Raw genomic sequence first — 20,448 nt, forward strand, 5'->3', positions numbered from 1 at the left:
TTTTTATTCTTAATTATTAAATTGATTCTTCTAAAGATTTATCGAAAACACCGGCAATAACCCGGTCGTGGCGTCTTTTAAAACGCACAGAACTTCCTGCTGCAGGCGATCCATAGAATTTCCTACTGCATATTCTCATATTCCTGGCTTCATCAAAATGCAATAGTAAATGACCATAAGCCCCCATATTTCTTGGTTCTTCCTGCGCCCAAACGAGATCATCTGCATTATTATATTTCTGCATTGTCTCCTTCATCTTTTGGACAGGAAGAGGGAATAGTTGCTCCACCCTCACTAGCGCTACATCATCACGATCGTTCTTTTCCCGATGATCCAGAAGATCATAATAGAATTTACCCGTACAGAAAACCAGAGTTTTTACTTTCTTGACATCGGCATTACCTTCATCTATAAGAGGCTGAAAACTTCCGTTAGCAAATTCTTCTTTAGTAGAAATCACTTTCGGATGCCTGAGAAGACTTTTGGGAGTAAATACAATAAGGGGTTTTCTGAATCCAGCTTTCATCTGCCTTCGCAACAGGTGGAACATATTTGCCGGCGTGGTAATATCGGCAACATACATATTATCCTTAGCACAGAGCTGAAGAAAACGCTCCATTCTACCGGAAGAGTGCTCTGCACCCTGCCCTTCATAACCATGCGGCAGCAGCATTACCAATCCATTCTGAAGTTTCCACTTATCCTCGGCTGCAGAAATGTACTGATCTATCATAATCTGCGCCCCATTTACAAAATCACCGAATTGCGCTTCCCAAATTGTAAGTGTCTGTGGACTTGCCATTGCATATCCATAATCAAACCCTACAACACCATATTCAGACAACAGGGAGTTATATATAAAAAATTCCCCTTTTCGTCCTTCAATATTATTATGTAATATTATCTCTTCTTCACTATCCTCTACCTTCACAACCGCATGACGATGTGAAAAAGTTCCCCGCTCACTATCCTGGCCGCTAATGCGAATATGATAACCCTCTGTCATTAACGATCCATAAGCCAGATGTTCAGCCATAGACCAATCCAACTGGTTGGTTTCAAAATACATCTTATGACGAAGATTTACCAGCTTATCAATTTTACGAAGAAATTTTTTTCCTTCAGGTAACCTGGACACTGCTTCTGCAACTTTATCCAGTTTATCAATATCAAAGGTGGTATCCACCTCCTCCATCATTTTATCTTCCTGTGCATTTTCAAAACCCTCCCATTCGTCCTGCATGAATGGAGTTATTTTAGTTTTATCTTCTTTACGGGAATCTTCCAGATTCTCTTCCAGTTTTGCTTTATATTCTTCTTCAAGTTTCTTTATAAAACCATCATCAATCACACCTTCTTTTTTAAGCCTATCAGCATAAAGATCTCTGGTATTCTCCTGTTTAGCTATGGCTTTATAAAGCTTTGGCTGGGTAAAACGTGGTTCATCCCCTTCATTATGACCATATTTCCTGTAACCAAGAAGGTCAATAAATACATCACGGTGGAATTTCATTCTAAAATCCAGTGCGAATAATATCGCATGAACCACAGCCTCGGCATCATCTGCATTTACATGTAAAACCGGAGACAAAGTTACTTTTGCAACATCTGTACAATAAGTAGAGGATCTTGCATCGAGATAATTGGTAGTGAAACCAATTTGGTTATTAACTACTATATGTATAGTACCACCGTTTTCATATCCTTCCAGTTGTGCCATTTGGACGACCTCATACACCACTCCCTGACCTGCAATTGCAGCGTCACCATGTACCAGAATTGGTAATACTTTAGAACTGTCGCCATTATAACGGCGATCTTTTTTTGCCCGGGCAATACCTTCTACTACAGGCCCTACTGTTTCCAGGTGAGAAGGGTTAGGCGCGATATTAATGTTAATATCGTTGCCATTATCTGTTGTACGGCATGAAGTCCACCCAAGGTGGTATTTCACATCACCGTCAAAAATATCCTGTTCATAATCCTTACCGTCAAATTCACTGAAAATATCCTTGGCACTTTTCCCGAAAATGTTTGTAAGGGTATTAAGACGACCCCGGTGAGCCATTCCCATGACAAAATCTTTTATTCCAAGTTCAGCTGCCCGCTCTATTAATGCATCCAGTGCAGGAATTAAACTTTCTCCTCCTTCCAGGGAAAAACGTTTTTGCCCCACATACTTGGTATGTAAAAAGCTCTCAAAGGAAACAGCCTCATTTAACTTTCTGAGAATCTGTTTCTTTTGATCTCCACTAAACTGCGGGTGGTTTTCGTTAATATTAAGCTTATTCTGAATCCATTGGATTTCCTCCGGCTTCCTAATAAACATATATTCCACACCTATAGATTCACAATAAATCTTTTCAAGGTGACTAACTATTTCTTTAAGGGATTTAGGACCTATACCCAAAATTTCACCTGCGCTAAAGGTAATATCCAGATCATCCTTAGAGAGACCGAAATTTTCGATATCCAGGGTTGGCCTGTATTTTCTTCTTTCCCTTACCGGGTTCGTTTTTGTAAATAAGTGTCCTCTTGTTCTGTATCCGTCAATCAACCGAATTACCTGAAATTCCTTAACTACATGCTCAGGAATCTCTCCTTCTTCAAAATTTGCAGGAGCAGATTCGAGGATTCCCCCGGCAACTCCATCCTGCTGCATTCCAAAGTCAAAGCCCTGAAAAAAAGCCCTCCAACTGGGCTCTACACTATCAGGATATTTTAGATATTGGTCATAAAGTTCTGCGAAGTATGCGGTATGTGCGGCATTTAGAAATGAAAATCTATCCATAATTTGAAACCAATGTTTCTTTTAATTGTAACAACAAAAATACAATTTTTAAAAAAAAAGACCTTGCCGTATCTAATTTTTATACTACGTATTATAATAATTTAACATAGAAACCACCAGACCCCTATCAAAATGTAACTTATTATGATTTTTGATTAAAAAATTCTACACCTCCCTTTCCATTAAAGACTCACCAAATTTCTTTAAAAGCTCCTTTTTCTCCCGGGGAATATTTATTTTTTCCAGAACATCAAATGCTTTTTTGGTATACTTTTTTATCTCCTGCCGGGTTAATTCAGACGCTCCACTGGACTGGAAAATATTTTTCACCGCTTCTATTTTTTCTGAACTATCTCCCGGATTTATAGAATAAAGATGCTCCAATTGTTGTCCTTCACTTTTTCCAGAGGTTTCCAAGGCCTTTAAATAAAGAAAAGTTTTCTTATTCTCAATAATGTCACCTCCAGACTGTTTCCCAAAGGTATCCGGATCTCCAAAAGCGTCTAGATAATCATCCTGTAATTGGAAAGCAATCCCCAGGTAACGACCGTACTGATAAATAGCCTCCTTACATTTAGGGCTTTCTTCAGCAATAATAGCCCCCATTTGCAGAGAAGCACCTACAAGGACCGCTGTTTTATACTCGATCATCTTTAGATACTCCTCAATACTTACATCTTCCCTGGTTTCGAAATCTATGTCGTACTGCTGACCTTCACAAACCTGGATAGCTGTCTTTGAAAAGAGTCTGGCCAATTCTTTAAAAATTGGGTTATCATAATTTTCAAAGAGCTGATATGCTTTTATAAGCATGGCATCCCCGGAAAGTATGCCGGTATTCATATCCCATTTTTCATGTACAGTAGGACTTCCACGCCTAATGGGGGCATCATCCATAATATCATCATGAACGAGAGAAAAATTATGAAAGATTTCAATGGCAAGAGCTGCATCCAGCGCCTTACGGTAATTGGTATTAAATATTTCGGTTGCCATAAGCAGAAGCACCGGCCGAAGTCGCTTCCCTCCCTGGGATAGAATATAAACCATTGGCTCATATAAGTTTTCTGGCTCCTGTACTCTTATTCTTTCCTCCAGATATTCTGAAAATGCTTCCCGATATTGAGAAATAGACAGCATAAATTTTCAATTTTCAGCTAAAATACCACAATTGAAGATAATTCAAATTTTGGCCTCAAGTTAAATTACAGTAAACTCTGGAAACTATATTTGTTTTTAAGGTTTCCTAATGCTACTTTTGCCCCTCAAATTCTTATAGATTGAGAGAAAAAATTCTAATTACAGCAAGTGATATGTTTTTAAGCCTGGGGTTTAAAAGCGTAACAATGGATGATATTGCAGATAATCTGGGAATTTCCAAAAAAACGATTTACAACCATTTTTCCACCAAAAATAAACTGGTACAGGCTACAATTATCCATCTTTTTGATGTAATCCAAACCGGCATTGATAAAATACGGGCTCAAAGGAAAAATCCAATTGTTGAGCTTTATGAGATTAAGAGGTTCACTATGACATATTTAAAAGATGAAAAAGCATCCCCACACTATCAGCTTCATAAATACTATCCGAAAATAGCGCAGCCAATTGAAAAAAAATACTTTGATGTGGTACAGGACTGCGTTACAGACAACCTTGAACGTGGAATTGAGTCGGGACATTATCGCTCAGGCATCCCTATTTCATTTATCGGCAGGATTCATTTTCTTGGCATGTCAGGAATAAAAAATCCAGATATTTTTCCTCCGGAAGAATACAGTAAGCCAAAGCTGATGGAATATTTCCTGGATTATCACCTCCACGCCATATGCACCCCAAAAGGATTAAAAACTTTAGAAGAATTTAAAAAAAGTCATGAGAATTTTAAATAAGTTTCAAATAGCGGTAGCGATAGTCTTTATTAGCTTTCCCATTTGGTCCCAGGAGAAAAATCAAATATCCAAATACAGCCTCTCACTTGAGGAGGCTATAGTTTTTGGACTTGAAAACAATTACAACTCCAGGATAGCACAAAAGGACATTGGAATCGCCCTAAAACAAAAATGGGAAATTATATCTCAGGGATTACCGCAAATTGGAGGTAATGTAGATTATCAGAATTATATTAAACGCCCGGTAACCTTACTTCCCGCCGCTGCTTTTGACAATACCCAGAGTACTGTTGATATTGTGCAGGATTATTTTGAAAATATTCAGAGGAATGATGTTCCTGTAAATGCCCCTGAAGGTTTTATACCTGTGCAGTTTGGCACAAAGCAAAGTCTTAATGCCACGGCCACCTGGAACCAGTTAATTTTTGACGGCTCCTATATTGTGGGAATCCAATCTGCCAGAACCCTTTTAGAAATTTCAGAAAATGCAAAAACAAAAACAGATCTGGAGGTAAAAAGGGCAATTATCAATGCCTATGGCAATGTACTTCTCGCAGAAGAAAGTGCAGAAATCCTGGAGAAAAACGAACAAACTGCTCAGAAAAATTTTGAAGAAACCAGCATCCTCTATGAAAACGGAATGACAGAACAAGAAGATGTGGAGCAACTTGAAATAACACTTCTTGGATTGCAAAACAATCTAAACCGAAGCAGAAGAATGCGTGACATTGCGTACGAAATGCTCAACCTTAGCCTGGGCATCCCCGTGGAGGCCGAAATTATATTAACCGAAGACCTGGACGAGCTTACCATGGAATATTTTGATTTGGCATTGCTTCAAAAGCAAATTCCCGTTGAGCAAAATATTGACTATCGCATTGCAGAAAATACAGCAGAAGCAGCAAACATTGAAGTAAGATTGGAGAAAGCCAAAGCCTTACCAACTCTAACGGGCTTTGTAAATTATGGACTTCAGGGCTTCAGTGAAACATTTTCGTTCCTACAAAGCGATCAGGAGTATTTTGACCAGTCCATTTTAGGTGTGACCTTAAATATTCCAATTTTCAGCAGTGGAATGCGAAGCTCCAGAACCCAGCAGAAACAGATAGCTTATGAGCAGGCACTCATTGAACTTGAGCGTACAGAAAATGAAGTAAAGAATCAGATTAATTCTGCCAAAACCGAATACGAATTCAGCCTTGAAAATTACCAGAATATGAAAAGAAATCTGGCACTGGCTCAACGTATCGAAAATAAAAATCAGATTAAGTTTTTTGAAGGTCTCGCGAGCAGCTTCGAACTTAGTGAAGCGCAAAGACAACTATATAGTGCACAGCAAAACCTACTACAGGCAATGCTGGATGTAATCGTTACAAAGGTTGAGCTGGAAAATTTACTGGACACTACAAAATATAACAATGAAGATTAACAGGTACATTATAAATTCACCAATGAGAAAATTAGCCGTTTTACTAAGCCTTCCGTTAATACTAAATTCCTGCGGAGAGCAGGAAAACAAATCCGTAGATGCTGTTATTCAGGATGGCGATTTAAGCGAGATAAGACAAAGAAAGTCGGAGTTAAGCCAGGAACAAAATGAGCTTACGAAACAGATTAACCGGCTGGACGAGGCAATTAATCAACTCGATGAGAACCGTAGCCGTCCACTGGTAAATATTCAACCCGTGGGAGATACTGTTTTTAAGCATTACGCACAGGTACAGGGAGATGTATCTACAGATGAGAATATTATTATATACCCTGAAACTTCAGGACTTCTTGCGGATGTTCGTGTAAGTGAAGGACAGGAAGTTTCGCGTGGGCAAACGCTGGCGATAGTTGATGATGGCGGACTGGCAAGTGAGCTGGCACGACTGGAGACACAGTTATCTTTGGCAAAGACTACTTTTGAGCGCCAGGAGCGGTTATGGAACCAGAATATAGGATCAGAAATGCAATACCTCGAGGCGCAATCTAATTTTGAAGCTACACAAAATGCCGTTAACCAGGTAAGAACCCAACTTGCGAAGAGTACCATCAAAGCTCCCTTCAGCGGAATTATTGATGAAGTATTAATAGAACAAGGTGAGGTTGTATCTCCCGGACAAAGTCAGTTATTTAGACTGGTAAGCTTACAAAATATGTATGTTGAAGCGAATGTCCCGGAGAATTACCTCAACCAGATATCAGCAGGAAGCGAAGTAATCGTGGAAATCAATTCAATTGGAAAAGAATTTACAGGTAAAATTCAGCGTGTAGGAAATACAATTAATCCCAATAACCGAACCTTCAGAATAGAGGTAGCCATTCCTAATGAAGATAAGATGGTAAAACCAAACCAGATTGCCACGGTAAGAATTAACGATTATACTAATGAAGGTGCCATCGTTGTTCCCGAGTATGCAGTGCAGCAGAATCCGCAAGGGGAAAACCTTGTATACGTGTGGGAATCACAGGGAGAAAACACTGGTGTTGCGAAAGAAGTAGCTGTAGAAACGGGTTATGTTGCCAATGGTGTAATAGAAATTACGGCAGGTTTAGAACCTGGCACCACTATAATTACCGACGGCAGCAGAAATCTTCGTGACGGTCAGGAAATAAAAATCAGAAATTAATTATTTGCAATGAATAAAATAGATAGGGACTTTAAACTTTCTTCCTGGGCTATAGACAACAAGATGACGGTTTACGTTATCATGGCCATCATCCTTATTGGAGGGCTAATGTCTTATTATGCCATGCCCCGGGAATCTTTTCCCGAAGTTATTACGACAGAGATTTATGTAAGTTCAGTAAACCCCGGAAATTCTGCAGAAGATGTAGAAAAGTTCATAACTGAACCTCTTGAGGAAGAGTTTAATGATGTTGCCGGCATAAAGGAAATTACTTCAACTACATTGCAGGACTATTCTTTAGTGATTGTAGAATTTGAGGACGACATAAATGTAGATGTTGCCAAGCAAAAGATAAAGGACAAGGTAGATATGGTGAAGGCCGAAACTACATGGCCTACATTGGACAATGGTGCTAAAGTTGAACCTAATGTCTTTGACCTTAATATTTCTGAAGAGCAATCTATCCTGAACATCAACCTCACCGGAAATTATACCGTTCAACAGCTTAAGGATTATGCTGAATATCTTCAGGATCGTATTGAAATATTACCTGAGATAAAAGAAGCCAATATCCAGGGTGCCGAAGATATGGAAGTTGAAATAGCTGTGGATATTTATAAGATGTCAGCTTCAAAAGTAAGTTTTTCAGATATTATAAATGCTGTAAGTGCAGAAAACCGAACCATTTCCGGAGGGAATATTATCACCAGTGGTGTACAAAGAAATATCAGGATCCTTGGTGAAATTCAAGATCCTGATGAACTTGAAAATGTAGTCGTAAAACGGAATGGAGGAAATGTTTTTTTAAGAGACATTGCTGAAATTAATTTCAAGGAAAAAGATCCCACCACTTATGCCCGTGAGTATGGCGATCCTGTTGTAATGCTGGATATAAAAAAACGTAGTGGTCAAAACATGGTGGAGGCTATCGAAAAAATTAAGGATATCATTGCCACAGAGCAAGCTAAATATCTGCCGCAAAGCCTACATATAAGTCTTTCTAATGATCAGTCTACAAACACTGAAAAGCAGGTAAATGATTTGGTAAACAACATCATTTTCGGGGTTATACTGGTTGTTCTGGTTCTAATGTTCTTTTTAGGCTTCAGAAATGCTCTTTTTGTAGGGCTGGCAATTCCGCTTTCCATGTTTTTATCCTTTATAGTACTTTCCAGTTTGGGCTACACCCTTAATACCATGGTACTTTTCGCACTGGTAATGGGTCTGGGGATGCTTGTGGATAACGGTATTGTGGTCGTGGAAAACGTATATACCCTTATGGACCAGGGAATGTCCAGAAAACAAGCTGCAAAACAAGGAATGGGTGAAATTGCATGGCCAATTATTGCATCAACTGCCACTACTCTTATGGCCTTTTTTCCTCTTGCATTATGGCCGGGAACAGTAGGAAAGTTTATGATGATCTTTCCTATTACCCTTTCCATTGTATTGGGATCTTCCTTATTTGTGGCATTAATTATTAATTCCATGCTTACTTCAGAATTCATGAAAACCGAAGAAGAGGAATTGAAGAAGAAAAAGCTCATAAGGTACAGCGGAATTATGGGAGGTGTCGGCCTTTTGCTTTTAATTCTTGGTTATATAGTTCCTTCCGGTGCTCTCCGTGCTTTTGGAAACCTATTAATCCTGAGTGGAATTTTATTATGGGTTTACAAATACGTACTCGCGGGAGGAGTAGAATTCTTTCAGTTCCGTGCTTTAAAAAAACTTGAGAATTCCTACGAGAGGACCTTAAAATACGCACTTAGGGGGAAAAAGGCTTATGTGTTCTTCTTTGGAACTGTATTAATGCTTTTCCTGTCTATAGTTCTAATTGCCCTTGTACAACCAAAGGTGTTATTTTTTCCTGAAAATGAACCCAAGCAAATCATTACGTATATTGAATATCCGGAAGGTACGGCTATTGAAAAAACAAATGAGCTCACAAAGCAGGTAGAACAACAGATTTTTGAGGTCATTGAGAAATATGAAGATGAAGATGGCTACAACTTTATGGTAGAATCTGCAATTTCACAAGTAGGACAGGGCGCCGGAAATCCACAAACTGATGGTGGCCAACAAAATGATATGCCTCACAAAGGAAAGGTGACGCTTTCTATGCGTGAGTTTCAAAAGCGAAGGGGCGTTTCCAGCAGCAAGGTGCTTTCTGAGGTTCGTGAAGCAGTACAGGGATTCCCGGGAGCCTCTGTAATTGTTGAGAAAGATGCCGCAGGACCTCCCTCAGGTTACCCCATTAATATTGAACTGAAGGGAGAGAATTACGAACAAATGCTTAATGAAGCCGAAAATTTGCGCTCCTATATTCAGGATCTCAGCATTGCCGGAATAGAAGAACTAAAAATTGATGTGAACAAGGCAAAATCAGAACTTGAAGTTCAGGTGGATCGCCAAAAAGCAGGACAGCTGGGAGTATCTACTGCAGCGGTTGGACAAACATTAAGACGGGCTATTTATGGAGAGGAAGTTTCGACTTATAAAGAAGGAGACGACGATTATCAGGTAAATGTGAGGTTTAATGAAGAAAACAGGTATAACGAAAATGTACTATTTAATCAACCTATTACCTTTAAGGATCAGAGTTCGGGAGATTTAATCCAGGTCCCTATCTCTTCTCTGGTAGATAAAAAATTAACCTCTTCCTTCAGCTCAATAAAAAGGAAAGATTTAAAAAGGGTTATCACCTTATACTCTAATGTATTACAAGGCTACAACGGAAATGAAGTGGTTGAACAATTGAGGACTGAGTTGCAGAATTATGAATTACCCGAAGAGGTGAGCCTTGAATTTACCGGCGAGCAGGAAGAACAAGCCGAAAATATGAACTTCCTTATTAAGGCCTTACTCATTGCATTAGGAGGCATTTTGCTTATTTTGGTTGCACAATTTAATTCGGTATCCAAACCGGTGATAATTTTGATGTCGGTATTACTCAGCCTGGTAGGAGTTTTTCTTGGACTGGTGATTTTTCAAATGGATTTCATTATTATCATGACTATGATGGGGATTATTTCACTTGCAGGTATTGTTGTGAACAACGCAATTGTATTGATTGACTATACCCAAATTCTTATAGACAGAAAGAAAGAGGAATTAGGCTTAGAAGAAGACGGGCTTTTGTCACGTGAACAGTATTTTCATGTAATAGTAGCTGGTGGAAAATCCAGGCTAAGACCGGTATTACTAACGGCCATAACCACAGTACTTGGACTTATTCCTTTAGCCATTGGATTTAATGTAGATTTCTTTACTTTGTTTACAGATTATGATCCGCAGATCTATCTTGGAGGAGATAACGTGATATTCTGGGGACCTTTAGCATGGACAGTAATCTTCGGACTTATTTTCGCAACCTTTTTAACTCTAATCATCGTACCGATAATGTTTTATCTTGTAAACAGGGCGAAAGTAAAATTTAAAAACAAACGTTCGGAAAGAAAGGAACGGAAGCAAATAACTTCCGCATAAAAAGAAAACCCCAAAGCAAATGCTTCGGGGTTTTTTTATATTCTGTAGCTTCAGGAAAACTAATCACTGCTCACAATACCGCTTTCATTTTTCCAGCTATTTACTGAAGCAATTTTGCTGTTCTCGTAGTCTACTTCTGTTAAATTTTCGTCAGTCCAAAAAAACCATTTACCAGCTTTTTGACCCGCTTCGTACTGGCCGATCGCTGTCTTTTCACCTCCTTTGTTGTAAGAAACCCACTCCCCGTGGAGTTTTCCGTCCTTGTACGTACCTTCCTGTCTAATATTTCCATCTTCATAGTAAAACGTCCCTTTAATTAATTCTCCCTGTTTTTCAAAAACAGGCTCTTTCTCTTGTGCCATAACAGCACCACCAATGGCTAAAGCGCCTATCAGCATTATTTGTTTTATCTTCTTCATCACAGTTCTTATTTAATAATTGCTTTACAAATATACAAGAAAGTTTACAATAAATCAATAATCAGGTAACATTAAATTAACATTTAAGATTCAAAATACTCATATTCAACACTTAAACCCTTTTTAAAAAGAAGATTTATTGTATAAACACCCCGACTTTTATCTATTATTAATCACTTAAAAACGACAAGAACTTATTACTTTTGCAGCACTTTAAAATTCAGGGATATTATGTACAGAAGTCATACTTGCGGGGAAATTAACCTAACAAACAAAGACCAGGAAGTTCAGCTTTCAGGATGGGTTCAGAAGATTAGAAACAAAGGCTTCATGGTATGGGTTGATCTTCGGGATCGCTATGGCATCACCCAGCTGATTTTTGATGAAGAACGTTCTTCTAAAGAGCTCATGGAGAAGGCAGGAAAACTTGGTCGCGAATTTGTGATTCAGGTAACAGGAGAAGTGATTGAACGCGAATCTAAAAACCCCAACATTCCAACCGGGGAAATAGAAATCCTGGTATCTCAGCTAAATATCCTGAATACCTCCCTTACCCCTCCTTTTACAATTGAAGAAGAGACAGATGGAGGTGAAGATTTAAGAATGAAATATCGTTACCTCGATATCCGCCGGAATCCGGTAAAGAACAAACTTGTGTTTCGTCATAAAGTCGGAATGCAGGTAAGAAATTACCTTTCACAGGCCGGTTTTATTGAAGTTGAAACTCCGTACCTCATCAAGTCAACTCCTGAAGGTGCCCGGGATTTTGTAGTCCCAAGCAGGATGAATGAAGGCCAGTTCTACGCACTTCCCCAGTCTCCGCAGACTTTTAAGCAACTGCTGATGGTTGGCGGAATGGATAAATATTTTCAGATCGTTAAATGCTTCAGGGATGAAGATTTAAGGGCAGACAGGCAACCGGAATTCACACAAATCGACTGCGAAATGGCCTTTGTTGAGCAGGAAGATATCCTGAATATTTTTGAAGGTCTTACCCGACACCTCCTCAAAGAAATAAAAGGGGTCGATATTATTGATTTTCCGAGGATGACTTATGCCGAAGCTATGGCGAAGTACGGAAATGACAAACCTGATATTCGTTTTGGGATGGAATTCGCCAACCTCAACGAACAGGCAAAAAACAAAGGTTTTAATGTATTTGATCAGCAGGAGCTCGTAGTGGGAATTGCTGTTCCCGGTGCCGCTTCCTATACCCGTAAAGAAATCGACAAACTTATTGATTGGGTAAAGCGACCACAGGTAGGCGCAAATGGGCTTGTTTGGGTAAAATATAATGAAGACGGCAGCTTAAAATCTTCTGTAGATAAATTTTATTCTTCTGAAGATCTTCTTGGCTGGGCAAAAGAAACTGGTGCAAAAGCAGGAGATTTAATCCTGGTCATGGCCGGCGATACAAATAAAACACGCACTCAACTAAGTACATTAAGAATGCACCTGGGGAATGAATTGGGTCTAAGAAATTCTGAAGAATTCGCTCCGCTATGGGTACTCGATTTTCCGCTTTTGGAATGGGACGAAGAAACCCAAAGGTATCATGCAATGCACCACCCATTTACATCACCAAAAAAAGAAGATATTGCATTACTGGAAACTAATCCAGGAGAAGTTCGTGCAAATGCCTACGACCTTGTCCTTAATGGAAACGAAATTGGTGGTGGTTCAATTAGGATCCACGATAAAAAAACACAGTCTAAAATGTTTGATTATCTTGGGTTTACAGAAGAAGAAGCCAAAGAACAATTTGGATTTTTAATGGACGCTTTTCAATATGGTGCTCCACCTCACGGCGGAATAGCCTTTGGTTTTGACAGGCTTGTGGCTATACTTGGTGGACAGGAAACTATTCGCGATTTTATTGCCTTTCCTAAGAACAACGCCGGTCGTGATGTAATGATTGATGCTCCTGCAAAACTGGACGAAGATCAACTGAAAGAGCTGCACCTTAAGCTAAGGATATAGGTTAGCTTTTTTCCTGCATTAAGCGTAATTTTTGGTCATAATTTAAAACAGAGTTTGCGTGGCAAATTTCAGCAAATCAGTTTTGCTCCGGTTTTTAAACTGGAAAACCCAGCACCTTTCACATCAGCAATTTCTGATGTTTCTTAGTGCTATTATTGGCTTTATTGCAGGCCTTGGAGCGGTAGCCATAAAAAACCTTACCCATTTTATACAGACACTGCTTGAAGGAAAGTTTATTGCAAATTACCACGATGCATTTTATTTTATTTTCCCCATTATCGGCCTCTTTATTACGTGGCTTTTAATAAAATTCGTTTTCCGGAGAAAAATAGGACACGGTATTCCCACTACCCTTCATGCTATTTCACAGCGTAAAGGGATTATGAGAAGGTACCAGATGTATGCATCTCTTATCACCGCTCCAATTACTGTGGGTTTTGGTGGTTCTGTTGGTCTCGAAGGCCCTACTGTGGCTACCGGCGCTTCTCTTGGTTCTAATATTTCCCGCGTTTTCCTGCTCAACCAGGCTTCCAGAACACTGTTAATAGGTTGTGCGGCCGCAGGAGCCATGTCTTCAATTTTTAAAGCTCCAATTGCGGCTATTATTTTCGCTATTGAAGTGTTTAGTCTGGATCTTACCCTGGTTTCTTTGCTGCCTTTGCTCCTGGCGTCAGTTTCAGCAATCCTTACCTCTTATTTTTTCTTCGGAAGTGAAATTATTCTTCCGTTTCAGCTAAAGGATAGTTTTATTATTTCTGAAGCTCCATATTATATACTGCTGGGAGTACTGGCCTCTATATGTTCTATATACTTTACGAAAACCTACTTCAGTATTAATAAAATTTTTGCAAAGATCGAGTCCCCCTTCTACCGACTCATTTTAGCAGGTTTAGGGCTGGGAATCCTTATATATTTTATTCCACCGTTATATGGTGAAGGTTATAACGTAATCAACAATTTGCTTCAGGAAAATTATCTGGAGGCCCTCGGCACTAACTTTTTCAATGCTTACCTGGAGAATTTCTGGGTGGTAATAATACTTTTAGCCGGACTGGTGATTTTTAAGATTGTCGCCACCTCCCTCACATTTAGTGCTGGCGGTGTTGGCGGAATCTTTGCACCTGTTCTATTTATGGGGAGCGCGATGGGACATTGCTTTGCCCTGTTTATAAACCATTTAAAAATAGCCAATCCTATTTCAGTCAGTAATTTCACACTTGTAGGAATGGCAGGATTAATGGCGGGAGTTCTTCATGCACCTTTAACCGCAATCTTCCTTATTGCTGAACTGACGCACGGTTACGAATTATTTATTCCATTAATGATTACCGCTGCGATTTCCTTTATGATCACTTCCCAGTTTCAGCCTCATTCTGTCTATACGCTGGAACTTGCTGCCAAAGGAGAGCTACTTACGCATAATAAGGATCAGATGGTTTTAACACTAATGAACATTAACAGCGTTATTGAACGAAATTTTATTCCGATTAAGATTAATATGACATTGGGCGACTTAATAAAAGAAGGCGTTATTAAATCCAACAGGAATATTTTTCCGGTTGTAGACAAAAAAGGTATATTCCTTGGTATTATCCTTCTGGACGATATACGGCCCATTATGTTCGACCAGAAAATGTATGATGAAGTTATGGTAAGTGACATCATGCAACGTCCACCCGAGATTATAGATTTAAGGAAAGACAGGACTAAAGATATAATGAAGAAATTTCAGGATAGTGATGCCTGGAACCTTCCTGTTGTGAAGGACAGAGAGTATATAGGATTTATTTCAAAATCTAAACTACTTACCGCCTATCGCAAGAAATTAATTGAAGTAACAGTCTAAATTATGAATACGATATTGAAGATTTTAGGTATAGGGATTCTCATTGCCATTGGAGTGGGTTTTTACTACAAGATGGAGGGAAATGATCCATTAGGTGATGCCATAGTTGGAATTGCCGTCCTGGTCAGCGCCTTTATTTTAATGCCTATCTTCCTCTATGTGAGATGGAAAGGAAAAAAGCTGGAAGACTATACCCTCTCTGAGAAAAACATGAAAAAAATGCGGGAAAATAACCGAAAGTAGAACATGAAACTCTTAATTTTTTAAAATTCTGAGAAAAATTTGCGGCCATGTCGAATATAATATACTAAGTTTGCACTTTAATAATATTTATTTTTTTATAATGGAAGGTACAGTAAAATTTTTCAATGAGTCCAAAGGTTATGGATTCATCACTAACGACGAAACCGGAAGAGACATCTTTGTTCACATTACAGGACTTGACGGCGAAACTCTTCAAGAGGGTGACAAAGTAGAGTATGAAGAAGTGGAAGGAAGAAAAGGAGTAAACGCAAGCAATGTGCGCGTTATAGAATAGCATATTTTCTATTTAAGACTTCAAAAAGCCGCTGTAGCGGCTTTTTTTAGTTCTATACTACTCTGTAAATTTCTTCTGAAAATTTACGTTTTGGAGCTTGCCTCAAAATGCCAATTTTCGAACTGCAGAAATTCCCTGCACCATTTATAAAATTGAATGCCTTGGTAAATTTTAAAAATTCTGAAACCTATTTCTGAAGCTGTTCCTTCATGCCTTTCAGCATTGCTGTGGTAAGGGCTTCAATATCAAAATCAGGGTTCCAGCCCCAGTCTTCACGGGCTTGAGAATCATCGATACTGGAAGGCCACGAATCCGCTATTCTTTGCCTGAAATCTGGATTGTAATCTATTTTAAACCCCGGCAACTGCTTTTTAATTTCTTCAGCAAGCAATTTCGGAGTAAAACTCATTGCCGAAAGATTATAGGCAGACCTGATTTTTATTTTTTCAGAAGGTGCCTCCATAATGTCAATTGTCGCTTTTATGGCATCTTCCATATACATCATGGGAAGTGAGGTATCTTCAGAAAGAAAAGAAGTATACGAACCATTTTTCACGGCTTCATGAAAAATCTCTATAGCATAATCTGTCGTCCCTCCGCCCGGCAGCGTTCTGTAACTTATAATCCCCGGGTAACGGATACTTCTCACATCTACGCCGTAAATCCTGTGAAAATATTCACACCAGCGCTCCCCTGTTTGTTTACTGATTCCATAAACCGTAGAAGGCTCCATAATGGTGTTTTGCGGAGTTTCTTCTTTAGGTGTTGTAGGTCCAAAAACGGCAATACTGGATGGCCAGAAAACCTTTTCAATTTTCTTATCCCTGGCCAGGTTAAGCACGTTAAATAGAGATTCCATGTTTAAGTGCCAGGCCTTCATTGGTGCTTTTTCGGCAGTGGCGCTGAGCATTGCCGCCATAAGATAAACCTCAGAAATTGCATGTTTTTCCACAATTTCGTCAATTTGTTGCGCATTGGTGGCATCGGCAACTTCAAAAGGACCGGAATTCATCAATTCGTCCTTACCTTCCCTTATATCACTGGCAATTACGCTCTCATTTCCGTGGATTTCTCTCAGTTTGAGGCTCAATTCGGTGCCTATTTGTCCGCTGGCTCCTATAATCAGGATTTTTCCAGGCATAAATTTAATTTTTTGCAAATATATCCATTCTTACAGAGATTTATGCAACAAAAAACCTTAAAGCTATCCTATTTTTGAAGTTCTTCTAATTTGATGAGTTGTAGAAACTTCAGCATAAACCTTATTTCTTTGTTTTCTTCCGAAGAAATATAGCGACACCTGTAAAATGGCAATTTTCGATGTTCTGTTTTGTTTCCCGCGGAATTACTCTAAATTTATATCCACAATTATAGTAAGTATTTCTATTCCGAAATTCAGTTAATTTAAATGAAGAAAATCACCTTTATTTTAGGTCTGTTGTGCCTGGTGTCCTGCAAAGACAAACAGGTGGCGAATTCTGCAACAACAGAAGTGGACACCACCGAATTTGGGAGGCAAATAGAGGTTACCAATGAGCAGGTACTGCTTTTGCCGGAAGCACGGGAATATGCTGTGTTGTGGATAGAATATATTACTGCGCAAAATGAAATTGATAAATTTGATGATGCCACGCTTCGCGAAGTGATGGACAATGCCGCTCCTCTGGCAGAAATAATGATCTCTTTACAAAATTCGGTTCCAGATTCGCTAAGATCCACAGCCGTCGAGGCGCGTTTAAATGTACTTACCACAAAATCTATGCTGCTGAATCACGCCGCCTCTAAAAGAAAGCCCGATCCTGACCAAATAGAGGAAGTCGCAGAAGAGATTCCTTCAGAATTTAATTACCTGAAAATCCAGATGAACGAAATTTTCCTAAAAACACTTCAGGATTTTGAAGCTGAACTGGATTTGCAGGAGGAGGAAATGGAAGAGGAGGAAACTGATTCTGTTTTTGCCAGAAGCCGCCGTATTTTAAACGATGATTAAATCTTGCAATTTACTCTAATGAAAACCTTTTTAGCATTTTTGCTCCTGATTACCAGCTGCAATTTTTATGCGCAAACCCCTTCTAATGCTCAACTTTCTGCCCAAAAACAGGTTGAGCAGACCCTCGACCTTTGGCACGAGGCCGCTGCAAATGCCAATTTTGAAGCTTATTTTGAATTAATGACAGAAGATGCTGTTTTTGTTGGTACAGATGCCACGGAAAACTGGCAGAACAAAGACTTCAGGGAATATGCAAGACCTCATTTCGACAAAGGTAAAGCCTGGAAGTTTACAGCGCTGGAAAGGAATATTTACTTCGGAAAAAGCGGAGATTATGCCTGGTTTGATGAATTGCTGGACACGCAAATGGGAATTTGCCGCGGCTCGGGAGTTCTTATAAAAAAGGGCGAAAACTGGAAAATTAAGCACTACGTTCTTTCTATTACCGTTCCAAACGAAAATGTAGATGAAGTTCTTGCTATCAAGAAGAAGGCAGATCAAAGGATCCAAACCAAACTTCAGAAAAATTAATGCTTTTTGGCATTAATTCTGCATAAAGACACCATGTTAAAGATATGTTCCTTTTTACTACTTTAGCATGCAATTTTTCAAAATTTTAAAACCACATGAACACACTTAAAAATGTTTTACTATTTTCTGCTCTTGGCTCGGCTGTACTAACCGGCTGCACGAATGAGGATAGAACGGCGCAGGCCGAAGAAGAAATCCATGGGATCAATCTTGCCTATATGGATACTACTACAAACCCAAAAGACGACTTTTTTAGATATGTAAACGGAAAGTGGCTGGATTCCACTGAAATTCCGGAAGACAGAACTTCCTGGGGTAGTTTTTATGAGTTACGTCAAAGAACAGATGATGATGCACTTAGCATTTTGGAAGCAGCGTCTTCCAGCGACACTTTAAATCCTGACAGTGATCAGGCGAAAGCGGTTTCCCTCTACAAAAGTATCATGGATACCGTATCCAGGAATGAAATGGGGATAGAGCCCCTCAAGCCATATCTTGCTAAAATTGATGCTATTAACAGTAAAGAAGATTTGCAGCAATTCCTGATTGAAATGAGTGAATACGGGAGTGCAGGATTCTTTTCTTTTTATGTTGGGGCAGATAGAAAAGACAGCAATATGAATGCTGCTTACCTTAATCCTTCAGGATTGGGATTACCAGACAGGGATTATTACGTTGCAGACGATTCAGACTCCCAGGAAAAGAGGGAAAAATACAAGGAGTATATTACAGAAATGCTTCAGTATTTAGATTATTCTGAAGAGGAAGCTACTGCAGAAGCAGAAACTATCCTTGCTTTTGAAACCAGTCTTGCACAACCTCAACTGGATAAAGTTGAACGTCGTGATGCCAGAAAAACGTACAATCCAATGACGGTAAATGAACTTCAAAACACTGTTCCTGCCATGCAATGGGAGGCATTTTTTGATGGAATTGGCGCTAAAAATCTGGACACAATCATTATTACCCAGCCGGAGTATATGAAGTCGCTTCAGGATATTATTGCTCAAAATTCTGTTGAAGATTGGAAAGCATATTTAAAGTGGAATCTTTTTAATGATGCCGCTTCTATGCTAACTACTGAGCTTGAGCGCGAAAACTGGGAGTTCTATGACAAAACTTTACAGGGAGCCCAGGAACAACGGCCACGTAATGAAAGAGCCCTGGGAACTGTTAACGGAACTGTTGGAGAAGCTTTGGGTAAACTTTACGTAGAAAAACATTTCCCGCCAGAAGCTAAAGAAAAAGCTCAGGAAATGATTGGAAATATCATTACAGCCTACGAAAACAGGATTAATGAACTACCGTGGATGAGCGAGGACACCAAGAAAAAAGCACTCGAAAAATTAGCGAGTTTCACTGTAAAAGTAGGCTATCCTGATGAGTGGGAAGACTATAGCGGACTTGAAATTAAAAGTCCTGAAGAAGAAGGTTCTTATTTCCAAAACCTGATGAACGCTCAAAAATGGAGAGTTGAAGAAAACCTTGCAGAACTTGGACAGCCTGTAGATAAGAGCGAATGGTATATGCCACCGCAAACTGTAAACGCTTATTATAACCCAAGTTACAACGAGATCGTATTCCCTGCTGCAATTTTACAACCGCCTTTTTATGATTATAAAGCTGATGCTGCAGTAAATTACGGCGGAATTGGAGCAGTAATAGGACACGAAATTTCTCATGGTTTTGACGACAGTGGGTCACGTTTTGATGCTGAAGGGAACCTGAACAACTGGTGGACAGATGAAGACCTTGAGCAATTTGAAGAGCTGGGAAGCGAACTGGCAGATCAATACAGTGCAATTGAAGTTTTGGATAGTGTTTATATCAACGGTCAATTTACTTTAGGTGAAAACATTGGGGATTTAGGTGGAGTAAATGCTGCTTACGACGGACTACAAATTCATCTTGAAGAGCATGGAAACCCTGGTGAGATTGACGGATATACACCGGAGCAACGTTTCTTTATGTCCTGGGCAACCGTATGGCGCACAAAAATGCGTGAGGAAGCTTTAAGAAACAGAATTAAAACAGATCCTCACTCTCCGGGAATGTACCGTGCGTATGTTCCGTTGCAAAATATTGATGCTTTTTATGAAGCCTTCGATATTGCCGAAGGAGATAAAATGTATGTAAGTCCTGAAAACCGGGTGAAAATCTGGTAATTTTCAATAGACAGTTAAAATAACGAGAGCCGGAATTTTTCCGGCTCTTTTATTTTCGAATACTGTCAACTGGAAAAGATACAAGAACGTTTCGCTGAAAGAAACAAGAATTAAGACTAAATTTTAAAACCTAATGAACTGGTTATTATTACTATGTCACAGCGGAGTCGAGATGCTTTCAACTTTGGATCTTCC

General features: G+C 39.3%; 15 protein-coding genes. 11 read left to right on the plus strand and 4 right to left on the minus strand.

Features of this window, described 5'->3' with window-relative positions:
* Positions 1-16 precede the first annotated feature (16 nt).
* Together RM541_RS02455 and RM541_RS02460 are read right to left on the minus strand one after the other, a co-directional pair.
* Positions 17-2,791, minus strand: coding sequence for a 2-oxoglutarate dehydrogenase E1 component (locus RM541_RS02455; RefSeq protein WP_311498635.1), 2,775 nt, complete (start codon positions 2,789-2,791; stop codon positions 17-19).
* Positions 2,792-2,956: 165 nt separating this feature from the next.
* Complete coding sequence (locus RM541_RS02460) at positions 2,957-3,931, minus strand: polyprenyl synthetase family protein (protein WP_311498636.1); 975 nt, start codon at positions 3,929-3,931, stop codon at positions 2,957-2,959.
* A 140-nt stretch (positions 3,932-4,071) separates the two neighbouring features.
* On the opposite strand from RM541_RS02460, the gene RM541_RS02465 reads away from it, so the two are divergent.
* From RM541_RS02465 to RM541_RS02480, 4 genes are read left to right on the plus strand one after another with little or no spacing between them, the layout of a single operon-like run.
* Positions 4,072-4,683, plus strand: coding sequence for a TetR/AcrR family transcriptional regulator (locus RM541_RS02465; protein WP_311498637.1), 612 nt, complete (start codon positions 4,072-4,074; stop codon positions 4,681-4,683).
* Entirely contained in the window at positions 4,667-6,112 is a 1,446-nt protein-coding gene (locus tag RM541_RS02470; RefSeq protein WP_311498638.1) for a TolC family protein, read from the plus strand. The genes RM541_RS02465 and RM541_RS02470 overlap by 17 nt, the downstream gene beginning before the upstream one ends.
* A 22-nt stretch (positions 6,113-6,134) precedes the next feature.
* Complete coding sequence (locus tag RM541_RS02475; protein WP_311498639.1) at positions 6,135-7,298, plus strand: efflux RND transporter periplasmic adaptor subunit; 1,164 nt, start codon at positions 6,135-6,137, stop codon at positions 7,296-7,298.
* Between the two features lie 9 nt (positions 7,299-7,307).
* Positions 7,308-10,784, plus strand: a complete 3,477-nt coding sequence (locus tag RM541_RS02480; RefSeq protein ID WP_311498640.1) for an efflux RND transporter permease subunit — start codon at positions 7,308-7,310, stop codon at positions 10,782-10,784.
* A gap of 59 nt (positions 10,785-10,843) precedes the next feature.
* Here RM541_RS02480 and RM541_RS02485 read toward each other — a convergent pair whose 3' ends face one another.
* Complete coding sequence (locus tag RM541_RS02485; protein ID WP_311498641.1) at positions 10,844-11,203, minus strand: toxin-antitoxin system YwqK family antitoxin; 360 nt, start codon at positions 11,201-11,203, stop codon at positions 10,844-10,846.
* Positions 11,204-11,434: 231 nt separating this feature from the next.
* Here RM541_RS02485 and aspS point away from each other — a divergent pair, with 231 nt between their 5' ends.
* The 4 genes from aspS to RM541_RS02505 all read left to right on the plus strand — a co-directional run bounded on the left by aspS (position 11,435) and on the right by RM541_RS02505 (position 15,567).
* Positions 11,435-13,183, plus strand: a complete 1,749-nt coding sequence (gene aspS, locus RM541_RS02490) for an aspartate--tRNA ligase (protein ID WP_311498642.1) — start codon at positions 11,435-11,437, stop codon at positions 13,181-13,183.
* Positions 13,184-13,241: 58 nt separating this feature from the next.
* Positions 13,242-15,029 (plus strand): chloride channel protein, encoded by a 1,788-nt coding sequence (locus RM541_RS02495; RefSeq protein ID WP_311498643.1) that lies wholly within the window; start codon positions 13,242-13,244, stop codon positions 15,027-15,029.
* Between the two features lie 3 nt (positions 15,030-15,032).
* Positions 15,033-15,272, plus strand: a complete 240-nt coding sequence (locus RM541_RS02500) for a hypothetical protein (protein ID WP_311498644.1) — start codon at positions 15,033-15,035, stop codon at positions 15,270-15,272.
* A 100-nt stretch (positions 15,273-15,372) separates the two neighbouring features.
* Positions 15,373-15,567, plus strand: coding sequence for a cold-shock protein (locus RM541_RS02505; protein ID WP_311482759.1), 195 nt, complete (start codon positions 15,373-15,375; stop codon positions 15,565-15,567).
* Between the two features lie 187 nt (positions 15,568-15,754).
* On the opposite strand, the gene RM541_RS02510 is transcribed toward RM541_RS02505, so the two are convergent.
* The gene (locus RM541_RS02510; protein ID WP_311498645.1) at positions 15,755-16,708 is read right to left on the minus strand and encodes an NAD-dependent epimerase/dehydratase family protein; all 954 of its coding nucleotides are present in this window, start codon (positions 16,706-16,708) and stop codon (positions 15,755-15,757) included.
* A 267-nt stretch (positions 16,709-16,975) separates the two neighbouring features.
* Between RM541_RS02510 and RM541_RS02515 the strand changes: the two genes are divergently transcribed.
* The 3 genes from RM541_RS02515 (at position 16,976) to RM541_RS02525 (ending at position 20,253) form a co-directional block, all read left to right on the plus strand.
* Positions 16,976-17,557: a hypothetical protein gene (locus RM541_RS02515; RefSeq protein WP_311498646.1), complete on the plus strand. Its 582-nt coding sequence runs from the start codon at positions 16,976-16,978 to the stop codon at positions 17,555-17,557.
* Between the two features lie 18 nt (positions 17,558-17,575).
* Positions 17,576-18,088: a nuclear transport factor 2 family protein gene (locus RM541_RS02520; RefSeq protein ID WP_311498647.1), complete on the plus strand. Its 513-nt coding sequence runs from the start codon at positions 17,576-17,578 to the stop codon at positions 18,086-18,088.
* 95 nt (positions 18,089-18,183) lie between these two features.
* Positions 18,184-20,253: a M13 family metallopeptidase gene (locus RM541_RS02525; RefSeq protein WP_311498648.1), complete on the plus strand. Its 2,070-nt coding sequence runs from the start codon at positions 18,184-18,186 to the stop codon at positions 20,251-20,253.
* Positions 20,254-20,448: the final 195 nt, after the last annotated feature.

The sequence above is a fragment of the Autumnicola psychrophila genome (assembly GCF_031846645.1).
In the GTDB taxonomy this organism is placed as follows: Bacteria; Bacteroidota; Bacteroidia; order Flavobacteriales; family Flavobacteriaceae; genus Autumnicola; species Autumnicola psychrophila.

Excerpts from the sequence above, each read along its gene's own strand:
- RM541_RS02455 (WP_311498635.1), bottom strand. The coding sequence starts at position 2,791 with ATGGATAGATTTTCATTTCTAAATGCCGCACATACCGCATACTTCGCA.
- RM541_RS02460 (WP_311498636.1), bottom strand. The coding sequence starts at position 3,931 with ATGCTGTCTATTTCTCAATATCGGGAAGCATTTTCAGAATATCTGGAG.
- RM541_RS02470 (WP_311498638.1), top strand. The coding sequence starts at position 4,667 with ATGAGAATTTTAAATAAGTTTCAAATAGCGGTAGCGATAGTCTTTATT.
- RM541_RS02475 (WP_311498639.1), top strand. The coding sequence starts at position 6,135 with ATGAGAAAATTAGCCGTTTTACTAAGCCTTCCGTTAATACTAAATTCC.
- RM541_RS02480 (WP_311498640.1), top strand. The coding sequence starts at position 7,308 with ATGAATAAAATAGATAGGGACTTTAAACTTTCTTCCTGGGCTATAGAC.
- RM541_RS02485 (WP_311498641.1), bottom strand. The coding sequence starts at position 11,203 with ATGAAGAAGATAAAACAAATAATGCTGATAGGCGCTTTAGCCATTGGT.
- aspS (WP_311498642.1), top strand. The coding sequence starts at position 11,435 with ATGTACAGAAGTCATACTTGCGGGGAAATTAACCTAACAAACAAAGAC.
- RM541_RS02500 (WP_311498644.1), top strand. The coding sequence starts at position 15,033 with ATGAATACGATATTGAAGATTTTAGGTATAGGGATTCTCATTGCCATT.
- RM541_RS02505 (WP_311482759.1), top strand. The coding sequence starts at position 15,373 with ATGGAAGGTACAGTAAAATTTTTCAATGAGTCCAAAGGTTATGGATTC.
- RM541_RS02510 (WP_311498645.1), bottom strand. The coding sequence starts at position 16,708 with ATGCCTGGAAAAATCCTGATTATAGGAGCCAGCGGACAAATAGGCACC.
- RM541_RS02515 (WP_311498646.1), top strand. The coding sequence starts at position 16,976 with ATGAAGAAAATCACCTTTATTTTAGGTCTGTTGTGCCTGGTGTCCTGC.
- RM541_RS02520 (WP_311498647.1), top strand. The coding sequence starts at position 17,576 with ATGAAAACCTTTTTAGCATTTTTGCTCCTGATTACCAGCTGCAATTTT.
- RM541_RS02525 (WP_311498648.1), top strand. The coding sequence starts at position 18,184 with ATGAACACACTTAAAAATGTTTTACTATTTTCTGCTCTTGGCTCGGCT.